Source organism: Fodinicola feengrottensis (assembly GCF_039530045.1).
Lineage (GTDB): Bacteria > Actinomycetota > Actinomycetes > Mycobacteriales > HKI-0501 > Fodinicola > Fodinicola feengrottensis.
In genome coordinates this window covers 90,750-111,589 of sequence record NZ_BAAANY010000007.1, presented here as the reverse complement: position 1 = coordinate 111,589, position 20,840 = coordinate 90,750, and the positions used below count along the sequence as shown (strand labels likewise).

At 67.4% G+C, this 20,840-nt stretch carries 24 protein-coding genes; 6 read left to right on the top strand and 18 right to left on the bottom strand.

From position 1 onward, the window contains the following. Positions 1-93: 93 nt before the first annotated feature. Complete coding sequence (locus tag ABD301_RS08845) at positions 94-396, top strand: WhiB family transcriptional regulator (protein WP_163567715.1); 303 nt, start codon at positions 94-96, stop codon at positions 394-396. 410 nt (positions 397-806) lie between these two features. Here the strand turns inward: ABD301_RS08845 and groL are convergent, their stop codons facing one another. Both groL and groES read right to left on the bottom strand, forming a co-directional pair. Then, complete coding sequence (gene groL, locus ABD301_RS08840) at positions 807-2,429, bottom strand: chaperonin GroEL (protein WP_344308786.1); 1,623 nt, start codon at positions 2,427-2,429, stop codon at positions 807-809. A gap of 101 nt (positions 2,430-2,530) precedes the next feature. Then, positions 2,531-2,839, bottom strand: coding sequence for a co-chaperone GroES (gene groES, locus ABD301_RS08835; protein WP_163567714.1), 309 nt, complete (start codon positions 2,837-2,839; stop codon positions 2,531-2,533). Positions 2,840-3,163: 324 nt separating this feature from the next. Here groES and ABD301_RS08830 point away from each other — a divergent pair, with 324 nt between their 5' ends. Together ABD301_RS08830 and ABD301_RS08825 are read left to right on the top strand one after the other, a co-directional pair. Next, positions 3,164-4,033 carry a hypothetical protein gene (locus tag ABD301_RS08830; RefSeq protein WP_344308783.1) on the top strand — a complete coding sequence of 290 codons (870 nt, stop codon included), beginning with the start codon at positions 3,164-3,166 and terminating at the stop codon, positions 4,031-4,033. 72 nt (positions 4,034-4,105) lie between these two features. Then, a complete protein-coding gene (locus ABD301_RS08825) occupies positions 4,106-5,275 on the top strand; it encodes a class I SAM-dependent methyltransferase (protein ID WP_344308781.1) in 1,170 nt (389 codons plus the stop codon). A gap of 65 nt (positions 5,276-5,340) precedes the next feature. Here the strand turns inward: ABD301_RS08825 and ABD301_RS08820 are convergent, their stop codons facing one another. The 13 genes from ABD301_RS08820 to ABD301_RS08760 form a co-directional block, all read right to left on the bottom strand. Continuing rightward, positions 5,341-5,655, bottom strand: a complete 315-nt coding sequence (locus ABD301_RS08820) for a transcriptional regulator (protein WP_344308779.1) — start codon at positions 5,653-5,655, stop codon at positions 5,341-5,343. Beyond that, positions 5,652-6,113, bottom strand: coding sequence for a hypothetical protein (locus tag ABD301_RS08815; protein WP_163567711.1), 462 nt, complete (start codon positions 6,111-6,113; stop codon positions 5,652-5,654). Before ABD301_RS08815 ends, ABD301_RS08820 begins: the two co-directional genes overlap by 4 nt. A gap of 64 nt (positions 6,114-6,177) precedes the next feature. Then, positions 6,178-6,432, bottom strand: coding sequence for a hypothetical protein (locus ABD301_RS08810; RefSeq protein WP_279579821.1), 255 nt, complete (start codon positions 6,430-6,432; stop codon positions 6,178-6,180). A 3-nt stretch (positions 6,433-6,435) separates the two neighbouring features. Continuing rightward, positions 6,436-7,485, bottom strand: coding sequence for a tRNA (adenosine(37)-N6)-threonylcarbamoyltransferase complex transferase subunit TsaD (tsaD, locus tag ABD301_RS08805; protein WP_163567737.1), 1,050 nt, complete (start codon positions 7,483-7,485; stop codon positions 6,436-6,438). Continuing rightward, positions 7,485-7,952 (bottom strand): ribosomal protein S18-alanine N-acetyltransferase, encoded by a 468-nt coding sequence (gene rimI, locus ABD301_RS08800; RefSeq protein WP_163567736.1) that lies wholly within the window; start codon positions 7,950-7,952, stop codon positions 7,485-7,487. The genes tsaD and rimI overlap by 1 nt, the downstream gene beginning before the upstream one ends. Further along, positions 7,949-8,611 (bottom strand): tRNA (adenosine(37)-N6)-threonylcarbamoyltransferase complex dimerization subunit type 1 TsaB, encoded by a 663-nt coding sequence (gene tsaB / locus ABD301_RS08795; protein WP_344308774.1) that lies wholly within the window; start codon positions 8,609-8,611, stop codon positions 7,949-7,951. Before tsaB ends, rimI begins: the two co-directional genes overlap by 4 nt. Positions 8,612-8,686: 75 nt before the next feature. Continuing rightward, positions 8,687-9,148, bottom strand: a complete 462-nt coding sequence (tsaE, locus tag ABD301_RS08790) for a tRNA (adenosine(37)-N6)-threonylcarbamoyltransferase complex ATPase subunit type 1 TsaE (protein ID WP_163567709.1) — start codon at positions 9,146-9,148, stop codon at positions 8,687-8,689. Beyond that, positions 9,145-10,356 (bottom strand): alpha/beta fold hydrolase, encoded by a 1,212-nt coding sequence (locus ABD301_RS08785; protein ID WP_163567708.1) that lies wholly within the window; start codon positions 10,354-10,356, stop codon positions 9,145-9,147. The genes tsaE and ABD301_RS08785 overlap by 4 nt, the downstream gene beginning before the upstream one ends. Continuing rightward, entirely contained in the window at positions 10,353-11,471 is a 1,119-nt protein-coding gene (alr, locus tag ABD301_RS08780; RefSeq protein WP_344308771.1) for an alanine racemase, read from the bottom strand. Before alr ends, ABD301_RS08785 begins: the two co-directional genes overlap by 4 nt. Positions 11,472-11,491: 20 nt before the next feature. Continuing rightward, positions 11,492-12,928 carry an NAD(P)H-hydrate dehydratase gene (locus ABD301_RS08775; RefSeq protein WP_344308769.1) on the bottom strand — a complete coding sequence of 479 codons (1,437 nt, stop codon included), beginning with the start codon at positions 12,926-12,928 and terminating at the stop codon, positions 11,492-11,494. A gap of 322 nt (positions 12,929-13,250) precedes the next feature. Next, on the bottom strand, positions 13,251-13,856 hold the full coding sequence (locus tag ABD301_RS08770) for a GNAT family N-acetyltransferase (RefSeq protein ID WP_163567707.1): 606 nt from the start codon (positions 13,854-13,856) through the stop codon (positions 13,251-13,253). Continuing rightward, a complete protein-coding gene (locus ABD301_RS08765; RefSeq protein WP_279579819.1) occupies positions 13,853-14,503 on the bottom strand; it encodes a VC0807 family protein in 651 nt (216 codons plus the stop codon). The genes ABD301_RS08770 and ABD301_RS08765 overlap by 4 nt, the downstream gene beginning before the upstream one ends. Before the next feature lie 35 nt (positions 14,504-14,538). Next, a complete protein-coding gene (locus ABD301_RS08760; RefSeq protein ID WP_344308764.1) occupies positions 14,539-15,915 on the bottom strand; it encodes a carotenoid oxygenase family protein in 1,377 nt (458 codons plus the stop codon). A 108-nt stretch (positions 15,916-16,023) separates the two neighbouring features. On the opposite strand from ABD301_RS08760, the gene ABD301_RS08755 reads away from it, so the two are divergent. Next, on the top strand, positions 16,024-16,572 hold the full coding sequence (locus ABD301_RS08755) for a PadR family transcriptional regulator (protein WP_344308762.1): 549 nt from the start codon (positions 16,024-16,026) through the stop codon (positions 16,570-16,572). A gap of 57 nt (positions 16,573-16,629) precedes the next feature. On the opposite strand, the gene ABD301_RS08750 is transcribed toward ABD301_RS08755, so the two are convergent. Then, positions 16,630-17,001 (bottom strand): holo-ACP synthase, encoded by a 372-nt coding sequence (locus ABD301_RS08750; RefSeq protein WP_163567735.1) that lies wholly within the window; start codon positions 16,999-17,001, stop codon positions 16,630-16,632. 28 nt (positions 17,002-17,029) lie between these two features. Here ABD301_RS08750 and ABD301_RS08745 point away from each other — a divergent pair, with 28 nt between their 5' ends. Next, on the top strand, positions 17,030-17,812 hold the full coding sequence (locus ABD301_RS08745) for an SDR family oxidoreductase (protein ID WP_344308759.1): 783 nt from the start codon (positions 17,030-17,032) through the stop codon (positions 17,810-17,812). A 100-nt stretch (positions 17,813-17,912) separates the two neighbouring features. Here the strand turns inward: ABD301_RS08745 and ABD301_RS08740 are convergent, their stop codons facing one another. Beyond that, positions 17,913-19,151, bottom strand: a complete 1,239-nt coding sequence (locus tag ABD301_RS08740; protein WP_344308757.1) for a PrsW family intramembrane metalloprotease — start codon at positions 19,149-19,151, stop codon at positions 17,913-17,915. A 233-nt stretch (positions 19,152-19,384) separates the two neighbouring features. Between ABD301_RS08740 and ABD301_RS08735 the strand changes: the two genes are divergently transcribed. Then, on the top strand, positions 19,385-20,293 hold the full coding sequence (locus ABD301_RS08735; protein ID WP_344308755.1) for a DNA-methyltransferase: 909 nt from the start codon (positions 19,385-19,387) through the stop codon (positions 20,291-20,293). Here the strand turns inward: ABD301_RS08735 and ABD301_RS08730 are convergent. Continuing rightward, entirely contained in the window at positions 20,280-20,540 is a 261-nt protein-coding gene (locus ABD301_RS08730) for a hypothetical protein (protein ID WP_163567702.1), read from the bottom strand. The two genes, ABD301_RS08735 and ABD301_RS08730, sit on opposite strands and share 14 nt — an antisense overlap. Positions 20,541-20,840 lie beyond the last annotated feature (300 nt).

Genomic DNA, 20,840 nt, shown 5'->3' with positions numbered 1-20,840 from the left:
GGTTGTACGGTCGCCGTTATGGGTCGGGCCGATGGTCCGACTTTTGGGGGCGGTAGTGCTTGCTGTCGCCGGTGTTTCAGCGAGGAGGCAGTGATGGCCGATGTACGTCGGCTGCCAGGTCCCACTGCCGATCTGTGGGACTGGCAACTCAAGGGCGCTTGTCGAGGGGTCGACAGCGCTCTGTTCTTTCATCCAGAGGGGGAGCGCGGCCCATCCAGGGCACGCCGGGAAAACGAAGCCAAGGTCATCTGCGCCTCGTGCCCAGTCCTTGAGTCGTGCCGCGAGCACGCACTGAAGGTCCGGGAGCCGTACGGCGTCTGGGGTGGCCTGTCAGAGTCCGAGCGGGAACAGGTGATCGGCACCGGGCGACCGGCGCTGTCCGCGCAACTGGGGTAACCGCGCGGCCTGCCAACCCAGACAATCGGTGTCCGCTGGAGCTCCGGTTGCCCATTCCGAATGGGCAACTGGCGCTCCGTCGGGCCCGATTGTTCTGTTTTCTCCATGGGGTGCGGCGCGAAACTGTCGTACGTGTCTGTTTTTCTTTCCCCCTCCCTTTGAACGGGCGGGGGGTGGGTCGAGAGGTGGACCTTGATTTTTAGTTGAACATTGGTCCTCGAACCCACCCCCCACCCGTCACTGGGTGGGGCGATTTTTCGGGTCGGGTACGACAGTTTCGCGCCGCACCCTAGCCGTACCGTTACATTCGCGCGTGACCGGGGACTTGGCGCGCGTGGCCGGAGAAGCAGGCGCAACAAAGAACAAGGCCCGCGGTCGGGAAGACCGCGGGCCCTGCGAAGAGCGTCTAGCTAGTGGCCGTGACCATGGCCGTGGCCCTGGCCGTCGTCACCGACCGGCGCCTCTGGCTTTTCCACCACGAGGGTTTCGGTGGTGAGCAGCAGGCCGGCGATGGACGCGGCGTTGAGGACCGCGTTGCGGGTCACCTTCACCGGGTCGACGACGCCGTCGGAGATCAGGTCGACGTACTCACCCGTCTCGGCGTTCAAACCCTCGCCGATCGGCAGGTCGGCGACCTTGTTGATCACGACGCCGCCATTGAGGCCGGCGTTCTCGGCGATGACCCGGAGCGGCGCGGTGAGGCCCTTGCGGACCACTGAGACACCGGTGGCCTCGTCGCCGGTCAGGCCCAGGCCGTCGGCGAGCTCGGCGGCGACGTGAACCAGCGCGGAACCGCCGCCGGGCACGATGCCCTCCTCAAGCGCCGCACGGGTCGCGGAGACCGCGTCCTCGATACGGTGCTTGCGCTCGCCGAGCTCGACCTCGGTGGCCGCGCCGACCTTGACCACCGCGACGCCGCCGACCAGCTTGGCCAGCCGCTCCTGGAGCTTCTCTCGGTCCCAGTCGGAGTCGGAGTTCTCGACCTCGGCCCGGATCTGCGCGACCCGGTCCGCCACGTCCTGCGCGGAGCCGCCGCCGTCGACGACCGTGGTGGCGTCCTTGGTGACGGTGACGCGCCGGGCCGTACCCAGCACCTCGATGCCGACGTCGGACAGCTTCAGGCCGACGTCCTCACTGACCACCTGCGCACCGGTCAGGATCGCGATGTCCTGCAGCATCGCCTTGCGGCGGTCGCCGAACGCGGGCGCCTTGACGGCGACCGTGACCAGCGTCTTGCGGATCGCGTTCACGGTGAGCGTGGAAAGCGCCTCGCCCTCCACGTCCTCCGCGATGATCAGCAGGGTCTTCTTGGCCTCGGCGACCTTCTCCAGGATCGGGAGCAGGTCGGCGATCGCGGACACCTTGCCGGAGACGAGCAGGACGTACGTGTCCGTGAGGACCGCCTCGCCGTCCTCGACGTTGGTGATGAAGTGCGGCGAGATGAAGCCCTTGTCGAACTGCATGCCCTCGGTCACCTCAAGCTCGGTGACCATGGTGTTCGACTCCTCGACGGTGATCACACCGTCCTTGCCAACCACCTCGAACGCCTTCGCGACCAGCTCGCCAATCGTCTGGTCACCGGAGGAAATGGTCGCCACGTGCGCGACCGACGCGTTCCCGGAGACCTCGACGGCCCGCTCGAGCAGCAGCTCGGAGACCTTCTTGGCGGCCAGGTCGATGCCACGCTTGAGCGAGATCGGGTTCGCACCGGCGGTCACGTTCTGCAGGCCGGCGTGTACGAACGCGTTCGCCAACACCGTGGCGGTGGTGGTGCCGTCGCCGGCCACGTCGTTGGTCTTGGTGGCGACCTCCTTGGCCAGCTGGGCGCCAAGGTTCTGGTACGGGTCGGTCAGGTCGACCTCGCGGGCGATGGTGACGCCATCGTTCACGATGGTCGGGGCACCGAACTTCTTCTCCAGCACGACGTTGCGGCCCCTGGGGCCGAGCGTCACCTGCACAGTGCTGGCGAGCGTATTGACGCCACGTTCAAGGCGTTTGCGAGCGTCATCGGAATAACGCAGGATCTTGGACATTAAGTGTCAGTGGTCCCTTCGGACGTCCCAGCCCCACACGCCGAACGCCCCGGGTGGCGCACCAGGAATCTGGCGGCTCCGGGGCGGCGGCGCTGCGGAAGCTACTTCTCGATGACCGCGAGGACGTCGCGGGCGGAAAGGACGAGGTACTCCTCGCCGCCGTACTTGACCTCGGTGCCGCCGTACTTCGAGTAGATAACGACGTCGCCGGCGGCGACATCCAGCGGCACACGGTTTCCGTTGTCGTCGAAGCGGCCGGGACCCACCGCAACTACGGTGCCCTCCTGCGGCTTCTCCTTGGCGGTGTCTGGAATGACGATGCCGGATGCGGTCGTGGTCTCGGCCTCGTTGGCCTGCACCACGATGCGGTCCTCAAGCGGCTTGATCGTCACCTTTGTCGCGGTGGTCACGTGCTGACCCTCCTGGGGCTTGATCGTCTTGTATGCAAGTCGGCCCACCGTCGATCCGTCGTCGCGGGTGCCGGATCGAAGCGCGGGGTTAGCACCCTCACGGGGAGAGTGCTAATGCCGAAGGTTATTCCGAGGCTGGCACTCCGTCAACCCGAGTGCCAGTCCAAGGACAGTCAATCACGTCCATAAGGAGAGGGTCTGTACGGACCAGTCGTCCAGGTTGACGCCCACTGTGGGCCGGGTCACCCAACCTTCGCACCGGCTGCCGCGTCTCAGGGGCAAGTCGTCGGTACGGGGGCGGCGGTCTCATAGAGGAGAGCGAAAATGACTACTACGCAGTCGAAACGGCGCATCCTGGTGGTCGGCGTGACCGCCGGCGTGCTGGTCGCCGGCGGGCTCGGCGTCGGCACCGCGTACGCGGCGTCCACATACTTCCACCCTTCCCAGCCGGTGGCAGCCAGGTCGGCTACCCAGCTCGGCGGGGCCGGTACGAACACGAATACGAACACCGCTACCGGCGGCGATCCAGCACCGGCAGCCGGGCAGAACGCCGCCGGCAACACTGGTACGCCGGTGGCCAACGGGATCCCGGTCAGCGCGACCAGCATCCCGACCACCCCGCAGGCGTACGCGAAAGAGGCCTTCGAGGCCTGGCGTACGCAGCAGACGGCCCGGCTTCGGCAGCTGACCACCGCGGCGTCCTACAAGCAGTTCCAGAGCATCCCCCGACAGACCAGCGGCCGGGTCTGGTATTTCAGCAGCTGTGACGCCGGCGCCGGCCAGATCTACTGCACCTTCGCGGCGTACCCGACCGGCGACACGGTCGTGGTGCACCTGCCCAACGGGCCGTCGACCGCGCACGGGATCGTCGGCGCGGCCTACACCGCCGGCGGGCACGCCACACTGCCAGCGCGGAGTGTCCCGGCGTACGCAAAGGCCGCCGCGACCGCTTTCAGTGACCAGAACTACGACCTGCTGGCGCACGTGACCAGCCAGGCCGGTTTCAAGGCGCTGCTGGCGCAGCCGCTGCCCGGTGAACAGACCTGGGGCAACCCCAGCTGCGATGTCGGCGCCGGCAACATCTACTGCACCCTGAAGAGCAAGCAGGGCGCGACGATCGTGCTGCACGGCGACAACCAGGTCCCGGGCGGCGACTTCCCGCGGGTGGATCTGCAGAGCTACCACCGGGCCTGATCTGACTTCCCCGATACCGAGGCCGGCGTCCCCTGGGCGCCGGCCTCGATGTGTGTCGGGGAGGATCACCCGGTGAGTCTGACCGTGGCGACGCTCGCCCAGCTGCGTACGAGCGCAGGCGCCACGCTGTTGGCCGAAGCCACCGCGCGAGCCGGCGACGACCTGGTGCGTACGACCGCGGCCCTGCGAGCCACCGGGCAGGATCCTGAGTTGGTGGCAGCTGCCCTGACGACCGTACGGCTGCGGCAGCGGGCCGCGGTTCGGCTCGGCGAGCCGGCGCACCGGATGTTCTTCACTCCGGACGGCGCCGAGCAGATCACCCGGCCGGCGGTGGCCGCCCACCGAGCGACCCGTTATGCCGGCATCTCGCCGGTCGCGGACCTCTGCTGCGGGGTCGGCGGTGACATGCTCGCCTTCGCCGCCGCCGGCATCGCCGTCGAAGCGATCGACGCCGACCCGCTGACCGCCGCCATCGCGGCCGCCAACGCCCAGGCGCTGGGCCTCGACGACTGGGTGACCGTACGCTGCGACGACGCCACCGCCGTCGAATTAGCCACTTTCGCCGGCGTTTTCTGCGATCCGGCCCGGCGGTCCGGAGGCCGGCGGACCCCGGACCCGGAGTCGTACGCGCCGCCGTACTCGTTCGTCCTCGACCTTCTCCGCAAGATGTCTTACGCGGGAGCAAAACTCGCGCCGGGGCTGGATCATGCGTTGATCCCGACCCAAGTCGAGGCGGAATGGGTCTCCGATCGCGGGGTGCTGGTCGAGCTTGCGCTTTATTCGCAGGGTTTGGCGACCGCGACCCGGCGGGCCACCGTGCTGCCAGCCGGCGCCACCCTGACCGGAGACGGTGCCCAGGTGGCGCCGGTCGGCGAGATCGGCGATTGGCTCTACGACCCGGATTCCGCGGTCGTACGAGCACATTTGGTCGCCGAACTGGCCGCCTTGTTAGGTGCGCGGCTGATGGATCCACATATCGCCTACCTGACCGGTCCGTTCGTCGAAACGGCTTTCGCTCGGGCGTACCCGATCGAGGAAGTTGCCCCGTTCTCGCTGAAAAAACTGCGGTCGGCGTTGCGGGCCCGCGATATTGGCCGGCTGACGATCCTCAAGCGCGGATCGGCGGTCGATGTGGAGCAGTTGCGCCGCGACTTGCGGCTGACCGGCTCGGCCGAGGGTTCGTTGGCACTGACTCGGATCGGCAGCCGCCCGATCGCGCTGATCTGCGGTCCAGGCCAGTGATTCAGGCGCTTTGTTCAGGCGCTGTGTTAGGCGCTTTGTTCAGGCGCTGTGTTTAGGCACATTGTTCAGGCGCTTTGTTCGGGCACCACGGAGGCTTCGATAATCCGCCGCAATGCCGCGACATGACCTTCGAAAGCCGATCTTCCCCGCTGGGTAAGGCGAAGTTTCGTACGCCTGCGCCGGCCGGCGCCTTCCTTGCGCACTTCCACATAGCCGGCGTCCTCCAAAGTGGACACCTGCTTGGACAGTGCCGAGTCGCTCAGTCTCAGCGATTCCTTCGCGAAGGAGAACTCGGCCCATTCGGTGGCCGCCAGCAGCGCCACCAGCGACAGCCGGGTGGTCGGGTGGATCAGCTCGTCGAATCCGTCGGGAGCACTCATGCCTGGTCGCGCCGGGCCCACCGGTCCAAACGCGGCAGCACCAGGAACACCAGCAGCATGAAGACCAGTGCCGTCAGCAGGCCTGTCATCGTGCCAGCCAACGCGACACCGGCCGATCGCAGCAGCGGCTCCGAGACCGCGACCACGATCGCCAGCACCGCGCCGAGCAGGATGGCGCCACCCACCAGCCTGGCCGGCTGGTAGTCGGTCCGGTGCGGGCGTACCCGCGACCGTTTCAGCGCCACAAGAAGTGCCGTGATAACGACGAAATACACCGCGACCAGGCCCAACACGGCGATCGGCGGCAGGTGGACATCACCCACCGCGAACACCACGAACAGCGCCACCGCGATCCCGCCGGAATACCAGATCGGCAGTTTTCCCGTCGACGACCGGACTTTTTCCTGGCTTTCGTCGACCGTACGCATACTCGAACGGGCTTCTTCTATGTCCATCATGTCCACACCTCTCGCGTTGACTTGCCTACCAGGAAAGTTAACACTGACTTTCCCGATAGGCAAGTCAACGCTCGACGGAGAAGAAGTCGTACGTGTTCGGGCCGGACGAGATCAAGTGACTGGGCGGCGCGGGCGGGTCGGCCGGCTCCTCGCGCCAATGGCTGATCGCGACGATCCGGCGGTCGGTGGACGACAGGATTTCGCAGCCGAAGCAACCAGGATGGCGTTCCAACTCGACCGCGGCCACCTCACACATCCAGGACAGCACCTCGGCGTACGCCTCGGGGAAGGTCATCACCTCCCACATCCGGACGATCACCGGTCAGACCCTGACCAGCTCGACCGGCATCGACGAGTTGGCCGCGATGGCGAGGTCGGACGGCGGCAGGCCGGCGGCCACCAGATGACTGCCCAGCGCGGCCACCATCGCGCCGTTGTCCGTACACAGGCCCGGCCGCGGCACCCGCAGCCGGATGCCGGCCTTGGTAGCGCGCTGCTCGGCGAGCTGGCGCAGTCGCGAGTTCGCCGCCACCCCGCCGCCAATCACCAGAGTTTCGATGCCCGCGGCCGTACAAGCCGCGATCGCCTTGCGGGTCAGCACATCGGTGACGGCTTCCTGGAAGGACGCGGCCACATCGGCGATCGGCACCGGCTCGCCGGCCCGTTCCTTCGCCTCGACCCACCGGGCGACCGCGGTTTTAAGGCCAGAGAAGGAAAAATCGTACGGATGGTCGATCAGGTCACGAGGGCCGGTGAGACCGCGCGGAAAGGTGATCGCCTCCGGGTTGCCGTCGCGGGCCCGCCGGTCGATATGCGGGCCGCCGGGGAACGGCAGTCCGAGCAGCCTCGCGACCTTGTCGAAGGCCTCGCCGGCAGCATCGTCCATTGTGGACCCGAGGGTGCGTACGTCCCCAGTCAGATCGTCGACTCGCAGCAACGACGAATGCCCGCCGGAGACCAGCAGGGCCATCGCCGGTTCCGGCAGCGGGCCGTGTTCGAGGGTGTCGACGGCGACATGCGCGGCCAGGTGATTAACGCCGTAGAGCGGTTTTCCGGCGGCCAGCGAATACGCCTTTGCCGCCGCCACACCGACCAACAACGCGCCGGCCAGGCCTGGGCCGGCGGTGACCGCGATGGCGTCCACATCGGACAGTCGTACGCCAGCGGTGTCCAGCGCGCGATGAATGGTCGGCACCATCGCTTCCAGGTGCGCCCGGCTCGCCACTTCTGGCACCACTCCGCCAAAACGGGCATGACTGTCCACACTGGACGCAATGGCGTCGGCCAGCAGAGTTTGGCCCCGCACGATGCCGACGCCGGTCTCGTCGCAGGAAGTCTCGATCCCCAGCACCAAAGGCTCGGACTGCGCCATCACATCTCCCGTACCATCACTACGGCGTCCTCGCCGCTTGGTTGGTAATAAGCCTTGCGTACGCCGACAGGTTCGAAGCCTCGGATGGCATAAAGCCGCTGAGCGATCGCATTGCTGGCGGCCACTTCCAGGGCGACCTGCGGCGCTTCCTGGCGTACCGCCTCGGCCAGCAGGTCGTCCAGCAGCCGGGCACCGAGGCCGCGGCCCTGTCGGTCGCGGCGGACCGCGATGTTGTGCACCCAGGCCGAATCCGGCCCATGCGCGAGGCCCGCGTAGCCGACGACCTCGTCCAGACCTTCCACCGCGACCCGGTAGTAGCGGTCGGCGCCGGCGAGCTCGGACCAGAACATTCCGGCCGTCCACCGCTCGGCCCCGAAAAGGTCGTCCTCGATCACCAGGATCGGATCGATATGCCACCAGCGCATCCGGTCGATGATGACCGTCGGCGCATCCGCCTGGATGCTCATCGGTTGACCTTTTTGCGCTCTCCCGGCTCGGTCGCGTCCGGCCGGCGCAGGTAGAGCGGGGTCAACGGCTCGGTCGGCGCGCCGGCCCGGACCCGGTCGGCTGCCAGCCTCGCCATCGCCGGCATGGACGGATATTCCGGGCCGGTGACGGGCAGTCCCAATATCTCGGCGTATTGGGCCGCGCCCGCTCCGGCCGCGCGCTCGACAGCGTCCATGTTTTCCCGTACGGCCGCGGGCTTGTCGACGGACGGTCCGTTGACTCGCGCGCCGGCCGCGTCGTAGGTGGCCCAGTAGATCTCCTTGCGCCGCGCATCCGTCGCCACCAGCAGCGGCCCGCCGAGCCCCGCCGCGATGGCGTCGAGCGAGCACACGCCGTACGCCGGGATCTGCCGTGCGTCGGCGATCGCGGCGGCGGTGACCAGCCCCACCCGCAGGCCCGTGAACGGACCAGGACCGACGCCCGCGACCACCGCGTCGAGCAGGTCGATCCGAATGCCGGCCTTGTCCAGGCAGCCCGCAATCAGCACGGCGAGCGCCTCGCCGTGCCGCCGGCCGTCCACCACCTGGTCTTCGGCGACCATTGTCAAGCCGTCGGTGGTGACCTCGGCGATGCCGACGCTGACGGCCGGAGTGGCGGTGTCGAGTACAAGCGCGAACACGGATACGGAGCCTACCTACCGGCGATGTCCGATGCTCACGCCGTGTGTTGATTCCCCGCCCCACCCGCCGCGAGCTCAGCTCGACGAAAGCCGGGCTGGCCAGGTGGTGCCGTGCGCGACCAGCTCGGCCTGGCGTTCCTCGGAGTCGTCGCGGCGAGCGATCCGGACCTCCAGGTAGTCCTCGGCCAGCCGGTGGGCCACCGCGCTGCCCCATTCCACGACAGTGACGGCGTCCTCGGCGGTCACGTCGAGGTCCAGCGCGTCGATCTCACCGGCCAGGTCGGGCGAGTCGCCCAGTCGGTACGCGTCGACGTGGACCAGCGGAACGCGGCCGTCGGTGTGTACGCGGGCCATGATGAAAGTCGGGCTGGTGACCGGCGAGCGTACGCCGAGACCGGCCGCGATGCCCTGGGTCAGCGCGGTTTTCCCAGCGCCCAGCGGCCCGGTCAGCACCAGCAGGTCGCCGGGTTTGAGCAGCTTGGCGAGTTTGTGCCCGTACGCTTTGGTATCGGCCGGGGTGGGCAACTGCTGGATCATGCCGACTTTTCCTTACGCCGGACCCGAAGAAAGCGGCGGCGCTCACTGGAGCCGGCTTCCTTGGCCTTTTTGGCCCGCTCGGAGCGGGCTTGCTTGATGCGGGATTCGGGGACAGTGCGCGGGGCGCCAGCCGATCGCAGGGCGCGTTGCAGGAAAGCGGCGATATTCGCGTTCACGATGTCCGCCTGGGCCATCAGTGCGAGATGCCCGCCGGACTCCAGTTCCACGAATTCCGCGCCGGGCAGCAACCGGACCATTTCCTCGCTGTGCTGCACCGGCGTCAGCAGGTCGTCGTCGGCCGCCACCACCAGGGTTTCGATGCCGTCCACCACTTCCAGCGCGGCATAGCGGTGATGCTCTGACAGCGTACGCAAATAGCCGGCGATAATGTCACTGGACGTGGACGAAATCATCCGCTCCACATAGGACACCAACGAGGGCGATGCGGCGAAATCGGCGAAGGCATAGCGGCGGGTGAGCAGCCAGGCCACGTCCGAACCGAGCCGCCGAATGCCATCCACGATGCCGGGCGAGACTTTCAGCGCAGCGGTTAGTGCCGGCGTCAGCGGCTTACGGCTTTTCGCCAGCGGTGCGGGCATTCCCAGCGCGACCGAGTCGAGGTCGCCGGCCGAGGTGGCGATCAGCCCGACGCCGACCACCCGGTCAGCGAACAGCTCCGGATCCTGCTCGGCCAGCGCCATGATCGTCATGCCGCCCATCGAATGGCCGATCAGCACCAGCGGGCCTTTTGGCGCCACCTGGGCGATAAGTGCGGCCAGGTCACCGCCGAGCTCGTCGATGGAATAGTCGCCGGAGGGTTTGCGGCTGCTCCGGCCATGCCCCGGCTGGTCGTAGAAAACCATCCGGAACCGCGGATCCGAAACCCTGGAAAGGCCGCGGCGCTGGAAATGCCAGGTGCCCATGTCCAGGCAGAATCCGTGTACGAACACCACGGTCAGCTCGGGCGCGGCCCGATCCCGGTCCGGCTCCACGATTTCGGTGTAGAGCTCGACGCCGTCCGGGCCGGTCACGATCCGCTCCTGATCCGCTGGCAGCAGACCAAAAGGCTCGGTCGCGTACGGGTCGTCGTCGCCGGCTTTGCGGACCCGGCCGACCGCGAAACGCTCCACCGCGAGGCCGGCGGCCACCCCGGCCGCGGCGACGCCGACCAGTCCACCAATCAGACCGGCATTCTTGATGCGGCTCACGCAGTCTCCTCGCCGACGTACGTCCGTGGCACCCGCGCGCCGACGCGGGTCACGATTTCGTAGCTGATGGTGTCCAAAGCGGCCGCCCAGTCGTCCGCGGTGGGCTCGCCGTGGTCGCCCGGTCCGAACAGAATCGCGTCCTGCCCAACCTCGACCGGATCGTCGCCCACATCGACCACGAACTGGTCCATGCACACCCGGCCGGCGATCCGATGCCGCCGCCCGGCCACCCACAGTGGGGCGATATTGCTGGCGTGGCGCGGAATTCCGTCGCCATAGCCGAGCGGCACCAGGGCGACCGTGGTTTCGGTTTGGGTGGTGTAAATATGCCCGTACGAAATGCCATGGCCGGCCGGCAGCCTTTTCACCACGGCTACCGAGCCGCGCATGGTCATCGCCGGCCGGAGGCCAAATTCCCCTGGGACAGGCGAATAACCGTAAATCGCGATCCCCGCTCGGACCAGATCGAAATGCGCGTTCGGCAGGCTGAGCGCGGCCGCGGAATTGGCAAGGTGCCGCAGCGGCGGGTCAACACCCAGCCCCGCGGCCACTTCCAGCGCCTCAGCGAAAGTCTTCTGCTGTGCGGCGATGCTCGGATCGCCCGGCTCGTCGGCTCGGGCGAAATGGCTCCAGATGCCGGTGATCTCGACGGTCCCGGCGGCCGCGTGTTTGGCGGCCGCGTCGACCAACGCGGGCCACTCGGCCGGGCCGACCCCGCCGCGGCCGAGCCCGGTGTCGATCTTGAGCTGGATCCGGGCCGTACGACCGGACGCCTCGGCGGCGGCGACCACATCCTCCAGCAGCCAGCCGGTCGCCACGGACAGCTCGACATCGGCCTCCACGGCCGCCCGCAGTGGCTGGTCAGGGGCGATCAGCCAGGCCAACAGCGGCGCGCTGATGCCGGCCGCCCGTACGGTCAGCGCCTCGTCGAGGGTCGCCACGCCGAGCCAGGTGGCGCCGCCAGCGAGCGCGGCCCGGGCCGCCGGCACGATCCCGTGCCCGTACCCGTCCGCCTTGACCACCGCCATCACCTCGGCGTTGGTCCGCCCACGCAGCTCGCGCACGTTGGCGCGGATGGCGGCCAGGTCGATCCTCGCCTCGGACTGCAACGACATGTCGTCCAGTCTCCCAGGTTTCAGCCAGCGGCCGGCCACAGGCCGCGCACCGCGGCCCGCATCGTGTCCCGGACCACAGCGGCGCTGACCGGCCCGTTCTCGGCCGCCAGTCGACCGGCGAGGCCATGCACGTACGCGGCAGCCGCGCCGGCCTTACCAGCGGGAACACCGGCGGCGAGCAGCGCCCCGGCGATGCCGGACAGGACATCTCCGCTGCCGGCGGTGGCCAGCACCGGCGTGCCGGTCGGGTTCACGTACGCGGTGCCGTCCCGGTCCGCGACGATCGTCCGGTCGCCCTTGAGCAACACCGTGCACCGCAACCTGGCGGCGGCTCGGCGGGCCGCCGCCAGCCGGTCTTCGCCGATCGGCCCGAAAATCCGGGCGAACTCGCGGTCGTGCGGGGTGAGCAGGGTCGGCGCCTTCCGGTCGCGTACCCATTCCTGGTGCCCGGCCAGCACCGTCAGCCCGTCGGCGTCGATCACCACCGGAAGGTCGGACTGCAGCACCTGCCAGAGCATCCCGGTAGCCGGCTCGCCGGTGCCGAGCCCGGAGCCGATCGCCCATGCCTGTACGCGGCCGGCGTCGCGCAGATTGGCGCTGGCGACCACTTCCGGGTAGGCGGCTCGTACCGGCTCGAGCGCGGTGCCGGCGTACCGGACCATCCCCGCCGGCCCGGCCAGCGCCGCGCCCACCGCGAGCACCGCGGCCCCCGGATAGATGTCCGAGCCGGCCGCGATGCCCAGCACACCACGGGTGTATTTGTCATCGGTCGGGCCGGGCCGCGGCCACCAGTCGGCGATGTCGGCCTCATCCGGGATCAGCGCGGCCGGCGCGCCAAGGTGGGGCCCGATGCCTATATCGACCAGCTCCACCAGCCCACTGCGAGCCGCCCCTGGCCCCACCACCAGGCCCGCTTTCAGGCAGCCGAACGTCACCGTGACATCGGCTCGTACGGCCTCGCCAGGCACCGCTCCGGTGGTCGGGTCGATGCCGCTCGGGGTGTCCACCGCGACGATCGGCGCCCCCGTCAGCGCCGCCGCGGCGGCAAGCTCAGCCGCATCAGGCCGCAATCCCCCGCTGGCACCGATGCCGACCAACCCGTCGAGGATCACGTCCGCATCCGCGGGGATGCTGCTCACCACCCGCCCACCGGCCGCTTTGAGCGCCTTAAGACCGTCGCTATGCGCGCGCTCCGGCTTCAGCAGCACGGCCTCGACGAGGGCTCCACGACCAGCCAGCCTGGCTCCCGCATAGAGTGCGTCACCCCCGTTGTCGCCGACGCCGACCATCAACGCGACCTTCGCCCCGTACACGCCGCCGCGGCCGTCCTTGAGCAGAATCGCCACCCTCCGCGCCAGCCCAGCCGCCGCCCGCCGCATGAGCGCGCCGTCCGGCAACTTCGCCATAAGAGCCGCTTCGGCCGCCCGTACCTGATCCACCCCGTACGCCAGTCGCATGCGACCAAGGTTGCCCGACGCGCCGCCCAGCCGCCAAAGCGGTCTCCCGCTTTGATCACTCTTCGGTGCCGGTCCTATTTCCCATCGGCTCACCGGGAGGGTGCGGCGCGAAATTGTCGTAGGTGTCTGTTTTTCTTTCCCCCTCCCTTTGAACGGGCGGGGGGTGGGTTGAGAGGTGGACCTTGATTTTTAGTTGAACATCGGTCCTCGAACCCGCCCCCCACCCGTCACTGGGTGGGGGCAAATCTGCCGGAGGGGTACGACAGTTTCGCGCCGCACCCTACGTACGAGGGCTGTCCCATCGGAATCCGACTGTGCGGATTCAGCGGGGCTGGCGCCACATCGCCCACAGGGTGGGGCCGGCTGACGGGAGCTGAATCTCGCGCGTCACCTCGAAGCCGAAACGGGCGTAATACGGCACGTTCGACTCCTTGCTGGATTCCAGGTACGCCGGCAGGTGATCGCGGTCGCAGGCGGCCAGCCGGGAGGTGATCAGGCCGGTGCCGACGCCGGTGCCTTGGGCGGTCGGGTCGGTGCCGATGACGGACAGATACCAGTGTGGTTCGTGTGGGTGGGTCTTGGCCATGACCTCCTGGACCTGGCCGGCGTTTTTCACGTACGGGCCGAAAGCGCGGAGGTAGGCCGGCATCGACAGCAGCGCCCGCAGCCACCCGACCTGCCAGCCGCCGGGTGGCTTCCACAGTGCCGCGCCGCGGACCGCGCCGTCCGCGACGGCGGCGTCGACGGTGTGGTGCCGGAGATGTTCATGCCGGATGACGGCTTGGAAGAACAGCGGCAGCCGGCGGTCGCGCTCGGCGTCGTCCGGCATCATCCAGGACATCACCGGGTCATCCATAAAAGCACGGGTCAGGACGGCCGACACCGCAGTGACATCGGCCTTCCCGACCCTACCCGCAGTGACCGTCATTCCGCGGCGGCCGGCACCGGTCGGTCGCGCAGTTTCCGCCGGACATACCCGAAGGTCCAGACGGTGAGCAGCACCATCGCGGCGATGAACATGATCGACGACAGGCCGGTCATCACGTCGATCGGCAGCAGGAACACCAGCGGGATGCGGACCAGAGCCTCGAAAAGCAGGCCGAGACCCCACACCATCGACATCAGCCGGAACATCTTCCGGAAGGGCTCGGCGGTCGCCCACAGGTCCTCGAAGCGCGCTCCACCGTCGCCCTGCATTCGTTTGGCCGCGTAGAAAATCAGCGGCCGGCCGACGAAACAGCTGCCGGCGAAGAGCAAACCAGCCACGCCGGTGCCGACGGAGTCCTTCAACAGCAGGAATCGGGCGCTGCCGGTGACGAACGACAGCACCAGCCCGACCCCGAACACCGCCAGCAGGAAGCCGGCGAAGACGTCGACACGACGCGCCTTGATAGCCACCCAGGCCACTCGCAGGCCCGACACGATCGTGCCCGCCAGCAGCGAGACGAACGGAGACTGCCCCAATGCACGCAGTCCGTAGTACGCGATCAGCGCCAGGCCCACGTCCCACAGCAACGACAACATCATCGTTCGCATCTGTGGCACTCGCGGCGCGGTCTCGGCAGTCTCCGTCATCGGGTTCCCTCCCCGTGGAAGTGTCGTGGACATTGTCAGTCAGTGACCCCGTCAGCGAACCAGGAACCGTGGAATCCGGCTGGTACGCGGCGCGGCAGCTCGACCGTAGCGACCGGTCCGGCGGCCACATCACCGGCGTCCAGTACGACCAGTTGCGATCCCTTGCCGCTGCGCTCGCTCAGGATCGACATCAGCCAGCCATCGTCCTCGTTGGTGCCGCCGTCGGCCGGGATGAAGACTGCCTCGCCGGCTACCCGGTCGCCCAGCTCGTTCGCCCAGCTGCGGCCGGTCTCGGTGTCATACTTGACAATCGCGCCGACGTGGCCGTTGCCTACGGTGTAGACGTACCGGTTGGGCAAGCCGGTCCGGCTTTCGTTGATAGTGGGGAATTCGACGCCACGATCGTCGACGAGCTGCTCGCTGACGGTCCCGCTGGCAGGGTCGAGCGTCCAGCGGTGCATCGCGCTGACGCCCAGCGACGTCGCCGCGTCGACGAGGTGGTTTCCGACTTCGACCGCACCACCGATCTGGCCCCAAAGCGCGTCCCACGATCGTCTGCTGTAGCGGACAGCGTCCACCACGATCCGGCCCTGGGAGTCCTCGAACGCGTTACCAACGTGGAGAATGTAGCAGGGGTCCACGTCGAACCACTGAACTTTGGTGCTGTCTTTGCGCATCACGCCGAGCCGGGCACCATACGCGTCCCGCCATTCGTACGGCATTCCCCGTTCCAACAGGGTGTGATCGAAGACAAGGGGCAGATCCAGCCAGATCACGTAGTTCTCGGTAATCGCGAAATCGTGCATCATGGTGGATGCCGGTACGTCGATCTCGGCACTGTGGACCAGCTCTCCACTGGCCGAAAGGCGGTGGTACGTAAGGAAAGGCGGCCGGAACCCGTAGCCGAAGAAATGCAGCTCGCCGGTCACCGGGTCCTGCTTGGGATGAGCGGTCATCGCGGTGGTCAACCGGCCCCCGAAGTCCACCGGACCAACCGTGTCGAGTTCTGGCGTGACCTGGTAAGGAAAACCCACCTCGCACAGCGCCAGCAGCTTGCCGCCATGTTCGATGATGTGCGTGTTCGCGGAATTGACGGCGAGATTACGGCGGCCGTTCTCGTCCATAAATCGCTCCCCGGCCAGCCGAGCGGTCTTGACCCAGCGGTTCCGGTACCACTCCGCCTTACCGCCGGCGATGCGTACGCCATGCAGCATGCCGATACCGGTGAACCAGTGCCCGGACGGGTCACCGGGCAGCGGGTTCGGTCCGTTCCGGAAATAGCGGCCCGCCAGCTCCGTAGGCAACGTGCCGGTGACCGGCAGGTCGTACGCCTCGGTCTCGTCCGGGACCGGCGCGAAGTAGCGCTCCGGTTGGAGCTGATCGGTGTTCTTATCACTCTGTGTGGCGGTCATGAGATCCTCCTGTCGGATGCGACATGAAGAGAATGACCTATCGATTTCGACATGTCAATCTCAATCTGTAGATCTTTGCACTAGAGTGCAGGACGGAGGTGTGGACCGATGTCGTTGCGATACGCCCTGCTGGGCCTGCTCGCGGACGAGCCGGCCAGCGGCTATGACCTGGCCAGGACGTTCGAGATCTCGCTGCAGCGGTGGGCATGGCACGCCCGACACAGCCAGATCTATCCGGAGCTGAACAAGCTCGCCGACGAGGGCCTGATCGACGTTGTCGACGAGGGCGCACGCGGCCGCCGGACGTACGCGATCACCGACAGTGGCCGCACCGAGCTGCGGGAATGGCTGATCCATCCGCCGACCGCGCCGCTCGTACGGAACGAATCGGTCCTCCGGCTCTTCCTGCTGAACACCCTGGACACGGCCGACCGCAAGGTCCTGTTGCGCGGCTATCAGCGGGAGGCGAGCGAGGCCGGCGCGGACATCGAGAACATCATCGAGCGGTTCGATCTCCAGCCCGACTCGGACAACCAACCCTGGTTCGGTCGCCTCGCCGCCGAGTACGGCCGCCGTACGTACGCGGCACAACTGGCCTGGTCCACCTGGGCCCAAGACCAACTCCAAGCGTGGGAACAAGACCACCCGCGAACCTGACGTTTTCGTTTGAGAAACCCCGAAAGTGACAGCGGAAACGTCGAGTTCGCGAAGGTTTTAGGCGCCTTCGGCGACGACCATCGCGGAGGCGATGCCACCGTCGTGGGACAGCGACAGGTGCCAGCGGGCGATGCCGGCGGCGGCGGCCGCGTCGGCGACCGTGCCGCAGACTGTCAGCCACGGACGGCCGTCCGCATCCGTGACAACCTCACAGTCGTGCCAGCTCAGCCCGACCGGCGCGCCCAGCGCCTTGGCGACCGCCTCTTTGGCCGCGAACCGGGCCGCGAGCGACTCCGGCGACCGCGGATTACCCGAGGACGTGGTGCGCTCGGCCTCGGTGAACAGGCGGTCGGCGAGCGGCGGCGTACGCGTGAGCGCGGCCGCAAATCGTTCGACTAGCACGACGTCCATCCCCACACTGACAATCACCACGTCAGCGTACGAAAGGACCGCCAACATGTTCGACAACGCCCTCGCCGGTCGCACCGCGGTCGTGACCGGAGTGAGCCGGCAGGCCGGAATCGGCGTCGCGATCGCTCGCCGGCTCGCCGCGCAGGGCGCTGACCTGCTGCTTCAAGGCTGGGAGCGGCATGACGCGGAGCGTCACAACGAGATGGGTACGGGTGCGCCGGCGTCGATTGTCGACGAGTTGCGCGAGGCGGGGCGTCGGGTTGAGTACGTCAGCGCCGACTTCAGCGATCCACTGGCACCGGCCGAGGTGGTCCAAGCCGGCATCGACGCCTTCGGACATCTCGACATCCTGGTCGCCAACCATGCCCGCACCACTCCTCGCAGTTCTCTCGCGGAAATCACCGCGGCCGAGATCGACGCGTCGTACGCGATCAACAGTCGATCCACTTTCCTGCTGGTCAAGGAATTCGCCGGCCATTTCAAGGGCAGCGATGGCCGGATCGTGCTTTTCACCTCCGGTCAGCACAACGGCCCGATGGCCGACGAAATCCCCTATGCGGCAAGCAAAGCGGCGCTGGCTGGAATGACACCAAGCCTCGCCGCCGCGGTGATTAGCCAGCGGATCATGGTGAACTGCGTGAATCCGGGCCCCACCGACACCGGCTGGGCGACGCCGGACATCACCGCGGCGGCACTGACCCGGCTGCGGCTGGGCCGCTGGGGCACGCCGGACGACGCGGCCGCACTGGTGTCCTTCCTGGTCGGCCCGGACGGTGGCTGGGTCACCGGCCAGGTGATCAGCTCCGAAGGCGGGTTCAACCTCGGCTGACGGACAGCTCATTGCACGTACCGAATTAGGCGCATGTTGGGCGATTATCCGGGCACTGGCTGATGGTGGGCCTGGGCTCGGCGGCCGAACCAGACAGGGCCTAAACCGGCACGCGGCGATAACGTCGCAGGAATTGTTGTTGCCACCCGATGATGCCCAGCAGCCGCGACTCATCGGCGGCGAAGGTGTTCCGGTGGTAGCCGTGGTTCACCGCGTCCCGGGCGATCGCGAGCTGGGTGGACGCGGACTGCAGCTCACGCATGGCTGCGCCGGCCTCCGAACCACCGGCATTCTTGGCCCATCGGATAGCCACCCCACGCCCTTTGAGAGAGGCTAACTGGTCGACGTCCGCGGGTGAGAACCAGCCGGAGCGGACGTAGCCGTCCAGCCCCCGCCGGACTATTCGGAACTGGTTGTATCGCAGGAAAAGCACCACCGCGACCCACACCAGGAACACCGGCGGGAGCACCACGGTGAATTCGATGACCAAACCGGCCAGGCCCGACGGCACGAAGGCCTGCGAGCCGTTGAAGAAACCGTGCAGCATCATCGCGACCATCCAGCCGCCAACCGGCGCGATCACCCGGATCACGATGTTGATGTTGCTTCGGGCCGCGAACCCCAGGGCGATGCCAGTGGCCGACGTGAAAAGCGGATGCCCGAAAGGTGTCAGGACGCAGCGTACGAAGAAAAGCAGAAGCAGGCTGAAAAAACCGTCCGAGGCCATCCCACGCTGCATTTGGCCGTTCATGAAAGCCGACGCCAGGTACGTGATGTTTTCGACGAAAGCGAAGCCGGCGCCGACAAAGAGCGCATATGCCACCCCGTCCAGCGGGCCGGTGAAATACCGCCCGGCATTGGGCAGGATGCGTTTGGTCCGGCTGAGTGCGAAAATCAGCAGCAGCGCCAGCCCCTTCAGGCTTTCCTCGTCCAGCGGCGCGGCGAACACCGCGGCCAGCGTACGATCCCCGCCAAACAACATGCTCTGCAGGAAATCGTTGGCATAACCGGCGATGAGGACCGAGATGGTGGCGCCCCAGCCCAGCGCGAAAAGGCGGGCGCCCCACGGCTGCGGCTGGAACCGGGACAGCCAGACCGCGCAGCCGATCAGGATCGGCACCGGGAACATCGCGAACAATCCGAACAACAGCAGCAGAAGCGGGCCGTAGTGCAGTCCCAGCAGGACCACCACGACCAGGCCGGCGAGTCCCACAAATCCGGCCGCGGCCGCTCCGATGAGCCATTTCCCGACGCTGGTGCGGTGCATCGGACGGGCCAGCCGCTGGTACGGGTACGGACCTGCCGGCGCGCCGTACGCCCCCGGAACCGCTGCGTTCATCGCTGGTCTTCTCCCGCTCCCCTTTGATGACAATCATCACTCGTGCCCGACAAACCCGCAGCACAAGAGACACGATAACCGGGCTACCACAAATGCCCGAATCCAGTGCCGGTTGGCTAAGAGCGCGTCTGACCACCCGCCGAGACGGGCGTGGCCGCTTGGGACGGCCGGCGACAACGTGTAGTTTCGCGTTGCGGACGTGGCAATTCGGTCGAGGATGACGAGGTGGGCGGTTGACTGAGCACCCCCACCCGTCCGAGTCCGTACCGGCCGCCCAGCAGCCGGCCTTTCAGTACGGGCGAGCCCAGCTCTTTCACGCCGACGCGCTGGCCTGGCTGCGCGAGCAACCGGCGAACAGCGTCCACGGCGTAGTCACCGATCCGCCGTACGGACTCGTCGAATACACCCCCGCGCAGCAACGAAAACTGCGCGCCGGCCGGGGCGGGGTCTGGCGGATCCCGCCGTCGTACGACGGCCGGCCGCGGTCGCCGCTGCCGCGTTTCACCACGCTGACCGAGGACGACCTCGCCTACATCGCGCATTTCTTCCGAAATTTCGGCAAGGCCGTGCTGCCGGTGCTGGCACCGGGAGCGCATGTCATCGTGGCCGCCAATCCGCTGGTGTCCTACCTCGTCTCGGCCGCGTTGTCGGACGCCGGCCTGGAAAGGCGCGGCGAGATCGTCCGGCTGGTGACCACCATGCGCGGCGGGGACCGGCCGAAGAACGCCCACGACGAATTCCCGGACGTTTCGGTGATGGCGCGCTCGATGTGGGAGCCGTGGGTGGTGTGCCGCAAACCCGTCGACGGTACGGTCGCGGCCAATCTGCGGAAATGGAAAACCGGTGGACTGCGGCGGATTTCCGCCGACCAGCCGTTCGGGGACGTGATCAAATCCGCGCCGACTCGTGCGCTGGAACGGAAAATCGCCCGGCACCCCTCCTTGAAGCCACAGGATTTCATGCGGCAGGTCGTACGCGCCGTCCTGCCGCTGGGCGAGGGCGTGGTGCTGGATCCCTTCGCTGGATCGGGATCGACGTTGGCGGCCGCCAACGTGGTCGGGTATGACAGCATCGGCGTGGAGATCGACGAGACTTATGTCGACGTGGCTCGTACAGCCATCCCACAACTCACCGCTTGTTAGATTCCAGCAAATCCACGGTCCTGGACAGCTGGTCCAGCGCACCCTGTCCCCACTGACCGAACACATGAGCGTCGGCCCAGCAAATCACATCGCTGCCGAGAAACCGGAAATTCAACGGCTGCCACGGCATGTGCAGCAACCATCGCATCAACTCCGGGCTGAGGGCCGTCCTGGCCGCGTCCGGATCACCAGTGGTCACTTGAAAGTCCTCGGCGAACCGCCCGGCGAGCGTGGTGGCGGGTTCCACTGTCGGTAGTCCGCGACCGGGCCGCCCCTGCACACACAATGCGGGAAGTTTTCGCCCTGCCGACATGACGGCGATCGCGTGATAACCGTCGTACGTGCGGTTTGGATTGTCCGGACGCAGATATGGCCGAACGAAACTTTGGCTGTACTGAAAGATAACAAATTCTCGGCCACCACGACTTCCCGTCACCACGTGGTGGATTCGTTCGGCGCTCAGCCAGCCGCCCCGCCCGTCAGACTGCCGTTGGCTGGCCGCGAAAGGCGGCCCTGGGAAACGGGTCCTGAGATCATCCCGAGGAGT